The sequence below is a fragment of the Paenibacillus taiwanensis DSM 18679 genome (assembly GCF_000425125.1).
Lineage (GTDB): Bacteria > Bacillota > Bacilli > Paenibacillales > Paenibacillaceae > Paenibacillus_B > Paenibacillus_B taiwanensis.
In genome coordinates this window covers 132,363-148,216 of the sequence record NZ_KE384307.1, presented here as the reverse complement: position 1 = coordinate 148,216, position 15,854 = coordinate 132,363, and the positions used below count along the sequence as shown (strand labels likewise).

At 47.1% G+C, this 15,854-nt stretch carries 13 protein-coding genes and 1 riboswitch; of the genes, 6 read left to right on the top strand and 7 right to left on the bottom strand.

Annotation, left to right across the window (positions count from 1 at the left end; genetic code table 11):
* Nucleotides 1-11 precede the first annotated feature (11 nt).
* Nucleotides 12-959 carry an ABC transporter ATP-binding protein gene (locus H509_RS0114585; RefSeq protein ID WP_028545735.1) on the bottom strand — a complete coding sequence of 316 codons (948 nt, stop codon included), beginning with the start codon at nt 957-959 and terminating at the stop codon, nt 12-14.
* Nucleotides 960-1,231: 272 nt separating this feature from the next.
* Here H509_RS0114585 and H509_RS0114580 point away from each other — a divergent pair, with 272 nt between their 5' ends.
* The 5 genes from H509_RS0114580 (at nt 1,232) to H509_RS0114555 (ending at nt 7,663) form a co-directional block, all read left to right on the top strand.
* Entirely contained in the window at nt 1,232-2,389 is a 1,158-nt protein-coding gene (locus H509_RS0114580) for a sensor histidine kinase (RefSeq protein ID WP_245596152.1), read from the top strand.
* Nucleotides 2,390-2,415: 26 nt separating this feature from the next.
* The gene (locus tag H509_RS0114575) at nt 2,416-3,111 is read left to right on the top strand and encodes a response regulator (protein ID WP_028545733.1); all 696 of its coding nucleotides are present in this window, start codon (nt 2,416-2,418) and stop codon (nt 3,109-3,111) included.
* A 175-nt stretch (nt 3,112-3,286) separates the two neighbouring features.
* Nucleotides 3,287-3,477, top strand: a riboswitch (Lysine riboswitch).
* Nucleotides 3,478-3,602: 125 nt separating this feature from the next.
* Entirely contained in the window at nt 3,603-5,051 is a 1,449-nt protein-coding gene (locus H509_RS0114565) for an amino acid permease (protein ID WP_028545731.1), read from the top strand.
* Between the two features lie 231 nt (nt 5,052-5,282).
* Nucleotides 5,283-6,629 carry a cytochrome ubiquinol oxidase subunit I gene (locus H509_RS0114560; RefSeq protein ID WP_028545730.1) on the top strand — a complete coding sequence of 449 codons (1,347 nt, stop codon included), beginning with the start codon at nt 5,283-5,285 and terminating at the stop codon, nt 6,627-6,629.
* Nucleotides 6,626-7,663 (top strand): cytochrome d ubiquinol oxidase subunit II, encoded by a 1,038-nt coding sequence (locus H509_RS0114555; RefSeq protein WP_028545729.1) that lies wholly within the window; start codon nt 6,626-6,628, stop codon nt 7,661-7,663. Before H509_RS0114560 ends, H509_RS0114555 begins: the two co-directional genes overlap by 4 nt.
* A gap of 207 nt (nt 7,664-7,870) precedes the next feature.
* On the opposite strand, the gene H509_RS25435 is transcribed toward H509_RS0114555, so the two are convergent.
* The 4 genes from H509_RS25435 to H509_RS25425 form a co-directional block, all read right to left on the bottom strand.
* A complete protein-coding gene (locus tag H509_RS25435; RefSeq protein ID WP_051287184.1) occupies nt 7,871-9,055 on the bottom strand; it encodes a transglutaminase domain-containing protein in 1,185 nt (394 codons plus the stop codon).
* 193 nt (nt 9,056-9,248) lie between these two features.
* Nucleotides 9,249-10,172, bottom strand: a complete 924-nt coding sequence (locus tag H509_RS25430; protein ID WP_084159264.1) for an alpha/beta hydrolase — start codon at nt 10,170-10,172, stop codon at nt 9,249-9,251.
* A 248-nt stretch (nt 10,173-10,420) separates the two neighbouring features.
* Nucleotides 10,421-11,095, bottom strand: coding sequence for a bifunctional 4-hydroxy-2-oxoglutarate aldolase/2-dehydro-3-deoxy-phosphogluconate aldolase (locus H509_RS0114540; RefSeq protein WP_051287180.1), 675 nt, complete (start codon nt 11,093-11,095; stop codon nt 10,421-10,423).
* A gap of 36 nt (nt 11,096-11,131) precedes the next feature.
* Nucleotides 11,132-12,124, bottom strand: coding sequence for an ROK family protein (locus H509_RS25425; protein ID WP_036697562.1), 993 nt, complete (start codon nt 12,122-12,124; stop codon nt 11,132-11,134).
* A 304-nt stretch (nt 12,125-12,428) separates the two neighbouring features.
* Between H509_RS25425 and H509_RS0114530 the strand changes: the two genes are divergently transcribed.
* Nucleotides 12,429-12,638 carry a hypothetical protein gene (locus H509_RS0114530; RefSeq protein ID WP_028545727.1) on the top strand — a complete coding sequence of 70 codons (210 nt, stop codon included), beginning with the start codon at nt 12,429-12,431 and terminating at the stop codon, nt 12,636-12,638.
* Nucleotides 12,639-12,849: 211 nt separating this feature from the next.
* Here the strand turns inward: H509_RS0114530 and asnA are convergent, their stop codons facing one another.
* Nucleotides 12,850-13,878, bottom strand: coding sequence for an aspartate--ammonia ligase (gene asnA / locus H509_RS0114525; RefSeq protein ID WP_028545726.1), 1,029 nt, complete (start codon nt 13,876-13,878; stop codon nt 12,850-12,852).
* Between the two features lie 110 nt (nt 13,879-13,988).
* On the bottom strand, nt 13,989-15,830 hold the full coding sequence (locus tag H509_RS26835; RefSeq protein WP_051287178.1) for a sensor histidine kinase: 1,842 nt from the start codon (nt 15,828-15,830) through the stop codon (nt 13,989-13,991).
* Between the last annotated feature and the right edge of the window lie 24 nt (nt 15,831-15,854).

Sequence of the window (15,854 nt, the reverse complement as noted above, 5' to 3'; positions counted from 1 at the left end):
GTAACTCCTCCTTAGTCCCTAAGCTGGCGTCCAGTCAACGTCAAGAACAGCGTCTCCAGGTTAGGCTCTTCTCGCTTCATCGAGCGAATCGATAGTTGATGTTTGGCCATAATAAACAAAATGTCCTGCAAGCTGCCTTCCCCAGGCTTTAACAAAAGCTCCATCGTATTGCCGAGTAAACTTGCTTGACGAACATGAGGGTGCTTCTGCAGTTCGTTAATAGCTGCCGCCCCATGATGATCCAGCACTTCAACGGTCTCAATCGTTAGTTTCTCGTCTGTCCCGAACTGTTGGCGCAGCTCCGCTTCCGTTCCGGTAGCGATAAGTCGTCCATCATTCATAATACCAATTCGAGTGGACACGGCAGACACTTCTTCCATGTAATGACTCGTATAGATGATCGTAGAACCATCTTCCTTCAGCTTCTTCACCGAGTCCAAAATATGATTGCGTGAGTGCGGATCAATCCCTACTGTCGGCTCATCCATAATAATTAGCGGCGGTCTATGCGTAATCGCGCAAGCAATATTAAGCCGGCGCTTCATCCCACCCGAAAAGGAAGCTGCCAGATCCTGCTGCCGTTCACTCAGCCCGACACGTTCCAGCGCTTCATCAACCCGTTCTTGCAGCAGCTTGCCGCGCAGACCATACAAGCGGGCAAAATACTGTACATTATGGCGCGCAGATACCTTTTCATAAATAGCCAAATCTTGCGGCACGATGCCAATCTTACGTTTCGTATGAAGCGGCGATTGTTTAACTGACTTCCCCTCCAGCACGATATCACCACTATCGATAGGAAGCAGCCCTGTAATCATCTGAATAGTCGTACTTTTTCCCGCTCCATTAGGGCCGAGAAGCCCATATATTTCACCTTTTTCAATCTGAATATTTAAATGGTCAACTGCTACACGGTTGTCAAACCGCTTTACTACTTGCTCCACGCGCAATAAGCTCATCTATACAACCTCCCTTATTTTTACGGTCAAATTCAGTCAAGTCCGGTCAAGCTCAGTGAAGCTCTATCAACACTTTTCCGCTTCCCCTGCTCTTCACCCAAATATAAATCATTACTGGCTATACATCAGGTAGAGCAAGTCACTTTATAAGGATGACTTAAGTCATATTTAAATCCGTTCGCACGTGGACACTCCTCCAACATGCTATAATGAATCAACGAAACGTAACGAGACGATGAAAGAGAAACAAAGGAGTCGATTCTCCATTGGCCGTGTGGATGCAGTTTTTGTTGCGATACAGCTTTACGCTTGTGCCGTTTGTATACGTATTGTATTCGGATACTTTTCTATATAGAGGGAATGACGTGCAGCAATATATGTTTGCTGGTCTGCTCATTATGGGCTTAACTGAATTTCGTCGAGCATGGGGTGGGCCACATGTGCAATGGCTTCTTTTTCTCTGCGAACTCGTAACAGCCGGCTGGCTGACGTATACGCATTCTGGCATACTTGGGTTCCTTATGATGGCTTCGATCCTCTCTCTGCCTGCACCTGTATCCCGTACTATGGCTTTTAGCGGCTGCATTGCCGCTTGGCTTGGATTAAACATTGCGCTTTTGCCGCATGAGTCAATATGGTACGCTGTCATGAACATTTGCATGCTAGTTGTTGTTGCTTTTGTCATACACACCTTTTATCAGCAGCTACAACACAACATGATGATGAACAACAACGATGATCTTCGCAGGCAAACCTATGAATTAATGCAAGCAAGACAGGAAGTAATCCAATACGCACGTATGGTAGAACATACTGCGCAGGTGGAAGAGCGTAATCGGATCGCGCACGATCTCCATGACGAGCTGGGGCATCAACTTGTCCGATTAAAAATGATGATGGACGCCTCTGTCGAGGTGTCGCGTTTAAATCCCGAGCATGCTAGGAAGCTGTTCTCGGAAGTACGTGACCAATTAAGCGGCTGCATGGAGCTGATGCGCTCCACCGTGAAACGTATGAAGCCTTCAGACGCAAACATGCGCGCCTATTCACTTGAGAAGCTCGCGCTTGATAGTGAACATGCTAATTTGCGAATAACTTATCAGATTGCGGGCATTCCTTATACCCTGTATCCAAGCATAGAAATTACGTTATTTCGTAATGCGCAAGAAGCAATTACGAATGCTGTCCGCCACGGGGGCGCGACTGAGGTTCACTTGATGCTACGATATGAACCGGATCGGCTCGTTCTTGAAGTGTCCAACAATGGACAAATTCCCGAAGCTTCCATTGCCGCAGGCATGGGCATTCGAGGGATGCGTGATCGGGCCGCTGCGCTAAATGGGCAGGTGGAAACCTCCTTCAAGCCTGCATTTATGGTTCGCACTATTGTGCCGCTCCATGCTGCGGGCCCTGTCGAGCAAACCTTATAATATAACGCTAAAGGGGACACAAGAGGATGAACCATTTAATCCGACTCGTCATTTGTGATGATGATCTATTTATACGGGAGAGCTTAAAATTAATCATTAATTTGCAGCCCGATATTGAGGTTGTAGGGACTTGCGGCAATGGCCGTGAAGCCGCAGACCTTGCAGCAGCTGCAGACGTAGATCTTATCCTTATGGATATGCGGATGCCGGAATACGATGGGGTAGCGGGCACACGACTCGTAAAATGCGAAAGTCCCTCCACACGTGTACTTATTTTGACTACGTTTGACGATGAGCAGTACATCATTGACGCGCTCCGTTATGGTGCAAGCGGCTATCTTCTAAAAAACAGCCCTCCTGATCGGCTGATGGATTCCATACGCAGCGTTCATGCTGGCAACGTGTTGATGGACCCTGTAATCGCATTGAAGCTGACTCAACTTCTTCAGACACCAAAGCAGCCCGATCCCGACGCTGTGAAGTCAGTGGCTACATCAACAAGTGAGCCCGACTGGGGGCGGTTTGACCTGACGCCATCGGAGCAAGGCGTTATTAAACATATTGCAAACGGCATGACAAATAAAGAGGTGGCCTCTGCACTATTTTTAAGCGAAGGAACCGTTAAAAATTATGTAACTGACATTTTGTCCAAGCTCGCGCTTCGGGACCGTACACAGCTAGCAATCTGGTATTGGAAACAGCGAGATCACTCCTTACATTAGCTGCACGTGTGACTCAGACGCTCAAGGCACTCGGTAAGAGACTCCCCACCAGTGATATAAAAAGATGTAAAATTTTTGTAGTTGCTTCGTCCAAACCCATTCTTATATACTGTTCAGTATATTGTAAAAATGGTGCACAGCATCATCATAGTGCAAATAAATCCTCATCCAATTCTGATGAGGTAGAGGTTGCGATCGTTAGGAGTACCGCTGGCGGAGACAGGAAGTGTCACTGATGCCGCGGGAAAGGAACGACCGCCGAAATCCATAGGCCCACTTCCGGGCGTAAGGGTTGGGGCTGTTGCCGAAAGGTGCAGCACTGTCATGCAAGTATTACCCGTATCTGCATGGTGCGCTATCTTTAAGGAAGGGTATGATGGGGACGGCATAGTATTAACCGTTTAAGCATCTAGCGCTTTTATCGGTTTTTTTGTGTTGTAACCTGCTCCTTTCCAGCTCATACTACACGTATTAAGGAGTGAACTGGACTCATGAGTCAAGGCAACCAACAACAATTAAAAAGGCATCTCAAGACTAGACATCTGACGATGATCGCGCTCGGCGGTTCCATTGGAACGGGCCTCTTTCTAGCCAGCGGTGGCGCAATTGCGCAAGCTGGACCAGGCGGAGCACTACTCGCCTATGCCGCGGTCGGCATTATGGTTTATTTTCTAATGACAAGCTTGGGAGAGCTAGCAACGTATATGCCGGAATCCGGCTCCTTTAGCACGTATGCCACACGATTTGTAGATCCTGCGCTTGGCTTTGCGCTCGGCTGGAACTTCTGGTTTAACTGGGCTATTACGATCGCCTCTGAATTAGTAGCGGCAACTCTGATCATTAAATATTGGTTCCCGTCCAGCAATTCCTTTTTTTGGAGCGTACTGTTTCTTGGCATCATCATGTTCTTAAATCTCTTGTCAGTGAAAGGCTACGGGGAATCGGAATATTGGTTCGCTATCATCAAAATAACAACAGTTATCATTTTTCTTGGCGTCGGTATTTTGATGATCTTTGGTATTCTTGGCGGTGAAAAAGTTGGGTTTATCGGATTCGACAACTTTACGATAGGTGACGCACCGTTCCACGGCGGATTTTTTGCCCTGCTAGGCGTCTTTATGGCGGCAGGTTATTCCTTCCAGGGAACTGAGCTCGTAGGGGTGGCAGCCGGAGAAAGTGATAACCCACGCGAGAGCGTCCCACGTGCCATTCGGCAAATTTTCTGGCGTATTCTCTTGTTTTATATATTAGCTATCTTTGTTATTGCGATGCTGATCCCTTACACAAGTCCGAACTTACTTAAAGGTGATCTTACCGATATTAGTGTCAGTCCATTCACGTTAGTGTTTGAAAAAGCAGGCATTATTTTTGCTGCCTCTGTAATGAATGCCGTTATTTTGACATCGGTATTGTCCGCCGGAAACTCTGGCATGTACGCCTCTGCACGTATATTATGGGTGCTTGCCAAAGAAGGAAAAGCTCCTCGCTTCTTGGGTAAATTGAGCAAGCGTGGCATTCCAGTTAACGCTATTCTTATGACAAGTGCGGTTGGGATGATTGCATTTCTCGCTTCCTTCTTTGGTGATGGCGTCGTCTATTTCTGGCTGTTAAACGCGTCCGGAATGTGTGGGTTTATTGCATGGCTCGGCATTGCGATTAGTCACTATCGATTCCGTCGCGCCTATGTGAAGCAAGGCAGAAGTCTCGCGGACCTAGCCTATACGGCGCGCTGGTTCCCATTTGGGCCTCTATTCGCCTTTGCCTTATGTATTGTTGTCATCATTGGGCAGTCTCTGCCAATTGTGACAAGTGGTAATTATCACTGGCTTGACCTGCTTATGCCTTACATCGGTTTACCGCTGTTCCTACTTGTGTGGCTCGGCTACAAGCTAAAGCACAAAACTAAAATTATCCCCTTGGAGCAATGCCAACTGGATTAAACATTAAACCAACTACACTAACAATTCCAAGCTCGTCTCGACCTTGCTTTAAGGTTGCGGCGGGCTTTTTTTGAGCAGCGATCACACGCTGGTTGCACCTCATATCTCCTTAACACCGACTGCACAGCAGCTTCATTTTAAATGAATTGGCAACTGTTGCATAAAAAGAGTATTACATCCACACAATAGAACCGACGATTGGAAAATGGCGGAAGGATGGTTGATATTGACGTGGATGCAGTAACGATGGCTCGTGCCTTATTTGGCACCTCAATGGCCTTTCATATTATATTTGCTACGCTAGGCGTAGGACTGCCCCTTATGATTGTGTGTGCGGAAATCATGTACTGGAGGCGTAAAGACCGAGACTACGCAATTCTTGCCCGACGTTGGACAAAAGCGCTTGGTATACTGCTTGGGGTTGCGATTCCCTCTGGCACTATTGTTGGTGTTATGTTGGCGCTGCTTTGGCCTGGATTTATGGAAATTGTAGGACAAGTGATCGCGCTGCCTTTCCAGATTGAGATGTGGGCTTTTTTCTTTGAAGCCTTGTTTATGGCCATTTACATTTACGCAGCTGACAGGCTTTCAAACGGCCTGCGGTTGTTAAGTGTCTTCTTTGTTATGGTTGGCGCCAGTGCATCAGCCGTTCTAATTACCGACGCACAAGCTTGGATGAATACACCTACAGGATTTAAACTCATAAATGGTCAAATTACAGATGTTGATCCGTGGGCCGCGTTCTTTAACCCTAGCTTTTTCACTTCAGCGCAGCACGTGCTCACTACCGGCTATATGACGGGTGCTTTTTTTGTTGTGACTAGTGCCGCTTATTATTTGTTGAAGCGTAATCAACAAGCTCGTGTGATCGCCTATCATCGTAAAGGACTGATGTTAGGGATCGTCATTGGCTTGCTCATGTCACTCCTCACGGCCATTAACGGCCATGAGACAGCCCAAGCGCTGCACCGCAACAATCCTGAGAAGCTGGCCGCAGCCGAGGCACTGTTCGAGACGACAACACATGCGCCGCTGCTGATCGGCGGCATCGTGGATGCAGACACGCAGACGGTAAAGTATGGCATCGAACTCCCTGGATTTCTCAGCTTTTTGGCAGGAAACTCTTTTGATACCGAAGTAAAAGGGTTAAACGAAATTCCGCGCGAAGACTGGCCGCCACTTTTCGTCCATACGTTGTTTAACTTGATGGTAGGCATCGGATTTGGCCTGCTGGCACTCGCTATGTTTGCGGTGTTTTGGCATTTCCGCTATCGGAAAACAGGACGGCAATTTCCGCGCTGGGCCGTGTATATATTTTCATTGACAGGCCCCCTATCGCTGCTCGGCATTGAGATTGGCTGGATCTTTAGCTGCTCTGCTAGACAACCCTGGACCATTTATCATGTACAACGGACGTCGGAGGCTGCACTAAAGAGCGACAGCATGGGCACTCTATTCATACTGTTTGTGTCTGTATACGTGCTGCTGCTTATTCTGACTTCACTTGTTATGCGATTTTATTTCAAACGTCATCCCGTGTCATCTGAATTGCCTGAGCACAAGGAGGCCACCCTATGACAGACGCTACTATTGCCATTACCATTCTATGGGTATTTTTGTTTATTTACTCACTGCTTGGGTCCGTCGATTTTGGAGCGGGCTTCTGGTCTATGCTGTTCGGTCGTGATAGTAACGATAAGGATGCGCGTGCTGCTGTAGTCGCTAACAATTTCTTGTCACCCTCCTGGAAAGTGACAAATACATTTCTGGTGTTGTTTGTAGTGGCACTGGTGGGCTTTTTTCCGGGAGCTACCTATTCACTCGCTTCCCTGCTGCTCGTCCCTGTCTGCCTTGTGCTTGTCCTGTTGACCATACGAAGCGCATTTATGGTGTATGCGTATTCCGTATCCAAATACGGCCGCACGCTTCGGATTATATCAGGTATAACGGGTTTGCTTATTCCTGGCCTGCTTGTTGGTGTACTGGCCGTTACACTAGGCGGCTTTGTAGAGGAATTGCCAGATGGTGGCTTGGCCTTAGATTACGGTGCCCTGCTAAAAAGCCCTACGTTGTATGCGCATCTCGCCTTCGGTTATGCGACTGAACTGTTCTTCTCCGCCTTGTTTCTGGCGGATTATGCACAAGAGGCACACGATGCCTCCACGTATCGTGTCTATCGTCGTCTCGCGGTCATCTTCGGACCGCTTAATTTGCTGACGGCACTGCTCGTTACATGGTCTATGCCAGTGGAAGCCTCTTGGCTCGTCGAGAACCTGAAGCACGAAATGTTATGGTTCCTGCTGTCCATCGCTGCGTTTGCTGTCGGCTACGTGTTCTTGTTCGTGAAACGAGCAGACGGTTCTATTGGACGAACACGTATTACAGTAATCTGTGTGGCAATCCAGTATGCGATTGCCAGCTTTGCATATGGCAGAGCACATCTGCCTTATATTCTGTATCCTTATGTTACACTAGAATCAGGTATCACCAATCCGGCCATGTTTCGCTCACTCCTAATTGGTTATACCGTCAGCACGATACTGCTTATTCCTGTATTTATACTGTTTTGGAAGCTGTTCTTGAAAGATAAGCGCTACCTCAAACAAGAATAGTCAGCATAGAAGAATAACATTGCTGGCGTTTCATACTGCCATGCCATTTCTTACTCGCATACCATCCAAAAAGCCTCAACTGCTCTAGCAGCATGTCAATTCGAACATGCTCTTTTGAGCGGCTGGGGCTTCTGTGTTAGGCTCTGCTTTTATCACTGCCTCTTCCCTACAAGTCATAGCTCACACTTTCTTCCGCACTTGTCGCCCCTATTTTATAGAAAAAGCTTTGTCAGCACGGGGAGCCTTTAATACATCCCATCGGTGATCCACCTTCATCTCTTCATCTGACAGTAAAAAATACGTATGTCGAAGCCCATCCTTCTGATCAGGCACCGGATCGTCCCATGTCGTATCGAGATGATACCACAGTCCATCCACCTGTACGACGTTCCAAGCATGTAAGGTGCCACCAGCCTGCCCTTCAAGCACAATGCTTGGAATGTCTGCTTCTTCCAGCAAGGCCTGCATCAACAACGCATAACCTTGACAAACGGTCTTCTTGTCAACTAATGCCTCGTATGCAGTAAACTTGTTCAAGCTCTCATCATAGGCCACATGAAGTACGACATAATCATGAAGCTTCTTCACCGTCTCATAGTCGGACATTTTAGCAGACAGCAGTTCTTTCACAATTCTTTTGGCCTCTTGGCGGACATATAAAGACTCCGCGTACGTTTCACGGTATTCAACTGTTACTGTAACCAAAGCAGACTGTTCTGTCCCTTTCCAATGAAAAGAATACCGGCTGACATTGTAACGAATAAAGGGGTCCGAGTGAAGCGCAACATTCATAGCTTCAGACAAATTTGCAGTCAGTTTCCCTGTATCTCCACTATATTTAAATGTAAACAGCCCTTCTCGCTCTGCCAACCGTTCCGTCATCCACTGCCTCATAGTGGTCGTTTCACTAAAGCTCATTTTGGCAGATTCCGCTTCTGCTGTGGACCACGTTATAGTTTGCACAACAAACAGAAACAGCAAAACAGTAACTAGCAGTCCACGCACCACCCGCCTCCATCCTCGTTTCGGTCGAACTCGTCTAAGCTGCACGCCCTCATGCTCAGGGGCTTGACCAACATGTTGCAGATACACTCGCCCATCCAATACGATCACCTCCGGTACTGACAAGCCCTTTTCGGCTGCGGTGATAAGAATGGTACCATAGCTCATGTGAGAACACTGTCTAGTTATGGAAATGTTGACACGAATGCCTTTCGCTGTTGTTCGCTCCCACTCGACATTGACTGTCAAGGCGCAACGTATGCCGCTTCTTGCACGCATTACAATGACATATTCGAGCAGCCCGGTATTCCAACTATTTGGCGAATCAAGACGTGAAATGACTAAAAATAATTTAGAGATAGCAGCATTTAGATCATCTGACTTTTCCATAAGCATCGCTCGACAGAACCATAGGCATTGCTCAACAGGAGCGCATTATTCCTCTCTATGCGTGATGTATGAATGTGAATTATTGTAAAATAAAAATAAATAACCGCCTTACTCATCTTACATTGGGCAAACAAAAGCGGGTTGACCTTCAGTGTTGCTTAGGTCAACCCGCTTAATCAATTCTATTATATGGTTATGTCGCTGCTTGTCTGTCTCTCACATACGTCTCGTAAAATGGCAGCACCGCGTCCCAAAAACGCTCATCCTGCTCGGAACAGCTATGCCCTGGTGTATCTACAAGCACATGTGGCTGCTCATATGACAACCGTTGGATCGTTCCCGTTAATTCTGTTACTGGAATAAATGTATCTCCATTGGAATGCACCATGAGCACGGGAACTTGCGCATCACCTTTCTGCGCATTATTGCCGAGGGTTGATGCTAGATTCAAACCATCATAATCTGCCCTTGGAATACGCGCTCGCCAAAGCCATATACGAGGAATCATCCACGCAAGCGGGAATAATGGCAGCTTGCGTCTTCTCAATTCGGCGGCCACCATCGTAAATGGTCTGGATGGCATCGAATCCGTGACGATTGCCGCTACTTCCAGTCCTTCATCAAGCGCCAGAAGTGTGCCAAAACCGCCCAATGAATGCCCGAGAACACCGATACGTGCAGGATCAATCTCAGGGCGCCTGCGCAAATATTGTACGGCAGCCATTATATCGTCACGAAACAGCAGGGCAGAAGGCGCTTTGACTGCTTCGCTTTCCCCGTGACTGGTCACATCGTACAGCAGCAGGACATATCCCGCGTCTGCCAATCGATTCGCGTATCGAAGCACGCGCGCCCGGTTAGATCCCCATCCGTGAGAAATGACAATTGCGGGATACCGCTCCTGCTCGTCACGTAATGGATGCTGGATTGGGTCTGGCCAGATCAGCCACCCCGTCAACTGTGCCTTCCCCTCAAACGTAACGGTATCATAACGCTGCTCCGGCTTACGATGAATCGGGGCTCGGCGAGGAGACTGACTCTTGGCAGCAAGCCACCAGATTGCACTCCAGCATGCTAAAAGCAATATGGCCGCCACAATAATGACGATCGTGATCATGTTCACGTCAACGCCTCCTCTATTCCATCTGATTCATCAGCCTTGCGCCTTGCCGTAGCTTCAGTACGTTCACCCTAACGCTATAAGGGATACATAATATTCACGCTTGCTTCTCACAACTATTGTAACATGGAATTTAATGTAACATAATCCTTCTCATTTCACTTTACAATATAACTTTATTCTAGTATGCAAGCTTAGTAGGGGCGACATTATGACAGCCCTCTGCATGCTATTGCTATCTCGTCTTAAAACGACTGCACCGTCTGTACCCAATGTCTCGCGTGCTCCTCCAGCTTATCGAACTGGCCATTGTGAATATAATCGGCACGCGCAAGCTTAGAGCCGAGGCCAAACGCTGACGCCCCCGCAGCCCAATAAGCGGCTGCGTTTCCAAGATCGATGCCTCCCGTTGCCAAAATCGGAATGTCGGCAAGCGGGCCTCTCACCTCACGGATATACTCAGGCCCGAGGGCGCCTAATGGAAATAGCTTCAGTGCCTTAGCCCCCGCCTTCCATGCACGCACCATCTCGGTAGGTGTAAACACACCTGGCCAGACCTCAATCCCTCGTGCAGAGGCATATTCCATTACCGCTTCATCCAAGTTTGGTGAGATCAAAAACTGTGCACCACTCGCGATAGCTTCACGGGCCATCTCCACATCCAGCACCGTTCCAGCCCCTATATATGCTTTTGCTTCATAACGTTGCCGCCATCTGTCGATAATGGCCGGAGCGCCTTCCGTATTCATCGTTACCTCCAAAAGTCGGATACCACCCCGAATTAAGGCTGCCGCCGCTTCATCCGCCTGATTGCCAGTGTATCCACGAAAGATGGCCACGATCCGCTCTGCCAACAATTGATCTGTCACATGGCACGATTCATTTGTTGCCGTGCTTTGTTCCGGTATACGATTGGACATGAAAGGTAAAGGTCCTCCTTCCTCGTGTATATTCGATTAGACGTGAGTTGCATCCTTATAAGGTGCATTAGAGCATTTCTCTACCCGACTTTTTGCAAACGCCGCACTGCCAATCACGCCGCCATCATCAATAAGCTCCCCTTGACGAATCGTCAGACGATCAAGATAACCGTGATACACCATCGATTTTAAAGTTTCGCGAACAGGGGCAAGCAGACGTTCTCCTGCCAGCGATGCGCCACCACCAATAACGACTACGTCCGGACTATACAATGTGATCGAATAGGCCAAGCCTTTGCCCAGCACTTTCCCCGTATGCTCCATTATTTCCTGCGCGAGCGCGTCCCCTTCATCATATGCTGCTGACACATCAGCAGCCGACAAGGTGCCTTGCTCATAAGCAGCACGCAGCAAGCTGTCTTTGCCTGCATCCAACGCTTCACGGGCTTGTCGCACGATACCGGTTGCTGAAACAACTGTTTCCAGACAGCCTACCAGACCGCAGCCACATGGCGTCTTTTCCCCGTCAACGGCTACATGACCAAGCTCACCCGCCATAAAATTGCCACCATAATAAAGCTCCTCGTTAACGACTGTCGCAGCCGCAAGCCCCGTACCGATTGTGACACCATGCACTACTTTTGCACCACGCCCTGCACCACTCATCGCTTCACCAAATATGTACATCCGCACGTCATTATCGATAAATACGGGAACCCCTACTTTGTCCCCTAATATCCGCGACACCTCAACGTTCGTCCACTTCAGGTTTGAGGCGAAGACGGTTACACCACGCACCGGATCAATAAATCCCGGACAGCCTGCGCCAACCGCAATCAAATCTTGGCGATCTACCCCCGCCTTGGCGAGCACTTCGCCGATCATATCGGCCATCTTGGTCAGCACATGCTCACTGCCAAGCGCCGCTTCCGTAGGTGCTTTTATTTTTTCAACTAACTCATAATGTTCGTTCACCAATCCACATACAATATTCGTCCCGCCCAAATCCATGCCGATCATATAACGCATGATTTCTCCTCCTCAGACAACGACTCTAATTGATTTATGCCATAACCTATATTATAGCATTATCATACTAGCAGTTGACTAAAAATGTAATTGATTTTGTTTGAACGAAACGCGCGGTTTTCCTTGCATTCTTCCAGATTTGTCACTATTAATCCAAAAAATTGACGCAAAATGGACGAAAAAAAAGCAGCACTAGGATTGGTTGTAAGTTTATAATAATGTGTATACGTTCGTGTGATCTACATCACACTCAAAAGGCGGCGTTACGCCTGAATTCTGGATTGCGATACAAGAGGTGGAAAGTATGACCTACGTCAATATTAGCGACATTAGCCCGCAGTTGTTTGTTACGGTGCTATTTTTCTTGCTCATCGTTTGTCCTTTAATAAGCTTGGGCGTCGTACGTTTATTTCAACAAAGAGTAAAGAGTGGCGTCAGCTATATTATTTCGGCCATCGTCTCCTACGTCGTATTTATGATCGTAGCTGAGATCGTAGCCAATACGTGGGGCTGATCGTCTATTGGCCTGACAAGCTGCCGCTCCCAACAGCATTGCTTATTCCTGCATCCCCCTTTTGTGAGGGGGATGTTTTTGGCGCAGGACAGTCAATGTAGCTGTCCTGGTCCAACAAAAAGCATCCTGCTCTAGTACAGACACAGGATGCTCATACTGCTGTCATATCGGATATACGATATCATTCGTTAGCTCGTCTGCCCCGCATGACCTATACAGGCAGCAGATGAATATTCGCTTGCTTACACGATTCAATTACATGCTGCGGCCACACCGACACCTGTACCTCACCGATATGAGCTTTATTTAACAAAAACATACATAAGCGAGACTTGCCTATACCGCCACCAATTGTATAGGGAAGCTGCCCCTCAAGCAGTGCACGGTGAAAAGCAAGTTCAGCACGCTCCGGACATCCGGCTGCAAGCAGCTGCGCCTTCAAGGTAGCTGCATCCACTCTAATCCCCATCGAAGACACTTCAAAAGCGATTTCCAAGAGCGGATTCCATAAAATAATATCGCCGTTAAGCGACCAATCATCGTAATCCGGTGATCTTCCGTCATGTTTGAGGCCTGACTTCAACAGACCACCAATCTGCATTACAAAAATCGCACCTTTTTCTTTTGCATAAGCATCCTCACGTTGTTTAGGCGTAAAAGTAGGATACATATCCTCAAGTTCCTGTGTTGTCACAAAATAAATGTCCTCCGGCATTTCAAGCTGCAACTGTGGATATGCCTCAGTTATTTCCTTGCCGATCGTCCGCAGCACACCGTAAATACGCTGAACGGTATCCTGAAGAAAGTCGAGATTTCGCTCCTTCACAGTAATAACTTTCTCCCAATCCCATTGGTCCACGTAGATAGAATGCAAGCTATCTACGACCTCATCCCGCCGAATAGCGTTCATGTCGGTGTATAAACCTTCACCTGGCTCAAAACCTAGACGCTGCAAAGCCATACGTTTCCATTTCGCCAAAGAATGAAGCAGTTCCATCGGCGATTCTCCTACGTCTGGTGCTGTAAATGAAACCGGCTGTTCCGTTCCATTTAGTTGATCATTAATGCCCGTATAAGAAGGGACAAAGAGCGGAGAAGGGACAAGCGTCACATGCAAGGCCTCTGCAAACAAGGAGTCGAACAATCTTTTGACTTGGTTGATGGCGGCAATAGTCTCCCTGTCACTCAAGGTTGACTTATAACTATCCAGCAAAATGAGAGACTTCTCTAACGCTTTCATAGGTCAACTCCTTCTATCACATTTTGGCGAATCTTTAATTATTATCAACTTAATTGTTGGTCTATCAAAAAAAAATACTCAAATTATTGAGTATGATACCGTTTTAATTATCAAGTACAGTCATCAGGACCTGGGAAACGTATATGAAATCGTGTGTGATCATTACTTGACTGCACTTCCAAGTGGGCTCCATGTCGATTCAAAATGCTTAGGCAAATAGGGAGACCGAGTCCCGAGCCATTTTCTTTGGTCGTTAAGAAGGGAGTTCCCAGTTGTTCTAAAATGTGGCCTTCAATCCCTCTTCCTTGATCCTCAATCATTAAGTTCACACCATCAGCTGTCTTCGTCGTTCGAATGTACACCGTTCCCCCTTCATCCATTGCCTCGATGCTGTTACGTACCAAATGATGAATTAATTTTCTAATTTCCGCAACGTCTAATGGAATGTCGGGTACTGGCTGCAACTCTAAAAGCACGCTTTGTCCATATTCTGAGGCTAAAGCCTGTAACAAAGGATTCATCTGATAGAGGACCGCGTTTAAGCTGTGTTGCTTTAACTCCGGCACCTTTTGCTGCGTAAGCAGCAAATACTCGGTCAGCATTGCATCCATGCGCTCGACTTCCTCCATCATCATCTGAAAATAACGCGCATCCTCCGCATATTGCGGCTTCAAGCTTAGAAAATGAAGACACAGTCGAATAGAGTGTAAGGGATGCCGGACTTCATTGCCCATCGTGGAGGCCATCTGGCCAATGAGTTGAAACGAGCTAATCCGCTTCAATTCTTCCTCCATACGATCCCTCGTCTGCAAATTTTCTATCATCTCGTTCAAACGTGTTGCCAATTGTCCGATTTCATTGGGGGCTTGAACAGTTATCCGCTGCGTGAAATCCCCTTTAGACACCGCTTCTATGCATTCTGTTATTTGAGATAGCGGATGTGATACCGATCTACGGACCCATGTTCTAACTATGATGTAACACAGCACAATTAAAGCTAGCAAAATGGCCGTGCACCCTAGCAAAATATAAATAAGGTTACGCTCGATCACTCGCTCAGGAACGGCAACAATTAACGACCAATCCGCGGAAGGAATATGAGCCGAAATAAAGTACATCCCATTTCTATTTACCGGTGTTAAATTATGTTTAAGCTGGTTGGCCATGATGTCGTTATATAACCTGACAAAGTCAGCATCATAGTTCTGATATACATTTAAATTCATTGCCAGCTCAGTATCTCGCTGATAAATCACCCCGCCGTCTTTCCGTATAATCAACGTGTAGCCCTGCTGGTGCTCTGTTAACTGTGCTGCAAGCTGATTCACTTCATCCAGCAACAGATTCATTCCCGCAACTCCAATCAATTGTTGCTGATTATCATATACAGGACTGCTGACTGAAATCATAGGAGTGTATATATAGGGATCAATATAAGGTGAAGTAACGTAGGTTTTGCCGGTTCGCTTTGCGCCGAAGTAAAAATCATAATCTGGATGATCTTTATTCTGAGGTTGAGAAGGATCTGCATCATTTGATTTTGTGAGGTCTTGGGAGTTATTTCGTACGACACTGTTGTTTCTAAAATATCTAATACAGCCTTTACCTTGATCTCGATAAGCGGAGTCGTAAGTAAACCAATAACCTTGAATATGGTTCTGCTCTGTCTCCATTAAATTTCGAGTCACATGCGTAATTCGTTGACGATGATCGGGTCTATCATACAAGTGCTCTATACTTCTTCCATAATGCTCCACGATCGTAATGTTATGTGCGATAAACTGGTCTACTTTAGTGGCAAGGGAACTTACTTGGTGATGTTTACTGGAAACCGCATAATCTACATATGTGACCCTTGCCACCTCATAGATCCATAAAAACAACAGAACAAACACTACGACTAGCGAGATCGTAAGCTGTAATACGATCTGCCAGTGAATTCGATATCTCATGAATTACGTTCCGTCCCCACTTTA

Coding starts and splice junctions, on each gene's coding strand:
- H509_RS0114555 (WP_028545729.1), top strand. CDS start 6,626: ATGACAGACGCTACTATTGCCATTACCATTCTATGGGTATTTTTGTTT.
- H509_RS0114565 (WP_028545731.1), top strand. CDS start 3,603: ATGAGTCAAGGCAACCAACAACAATTAAAAAGGCATCTCAAGACTAGA.
- H509_RS0114530 (WP_028545727.1), top strand. CDS start 12,429: ATGACCTACGTCAATATTAGCGACATTAGCCCGCAGTTGTTTGTTACG.
- asnA (WP_028545726.1), bottom strand. CDS start 13,878: ATGAAAGCGTTAGAGAAGTCTCTCATTTTGCTGGATAGTTATAAGTCA.
- H509_RS25435 (WP_051287184.1), bottom strand. CDS start 9,055: ATGGAAAAGTCAGATGATCTAAATGCTGCTATCTCTAAATTATTTTTA.
- H509_RS0114575 (WP_028545733.1), top strand. CDS start 2,416: ATGAACCATTTAATCCGACTCGTCATTTGTGATGATGATCTATTTATA.
- H509_RS25425 (WP_036697562.1), bottom strand. CDS start 12,124: ATGCGTTATATGATCGGCATGGATTTGGGCGGGACGAATATTGTATGT.
- H509_RS26835 (WP_051287178.1), bottom strand. CDS start 15,830: ATGAGATATCGAATTCACTGGCAGATCGTATTACAGCTTACGATCTCG.
- H509_RS25430 (WP_084159264.1), bottom strand. CDS start 10,172: ATGATCACGATCGTCATTATTGTGGCGGCCATATTGCTTTTAGCATGC.
- H509_RS0114540 (WP_051287180.1), bottom strand. CDS start 11,095: ATGTCCAATCGTATACCGGAACAAAGCACGGCAACAAATGAATCGTGC.
- H509_RS0114585 (WP_028545735.1), bottom strand. CDS start 959: ATGAGCTTATTGCGCGTGGAGCAAGTAGTAAAGCGGTTTGACAACCGT.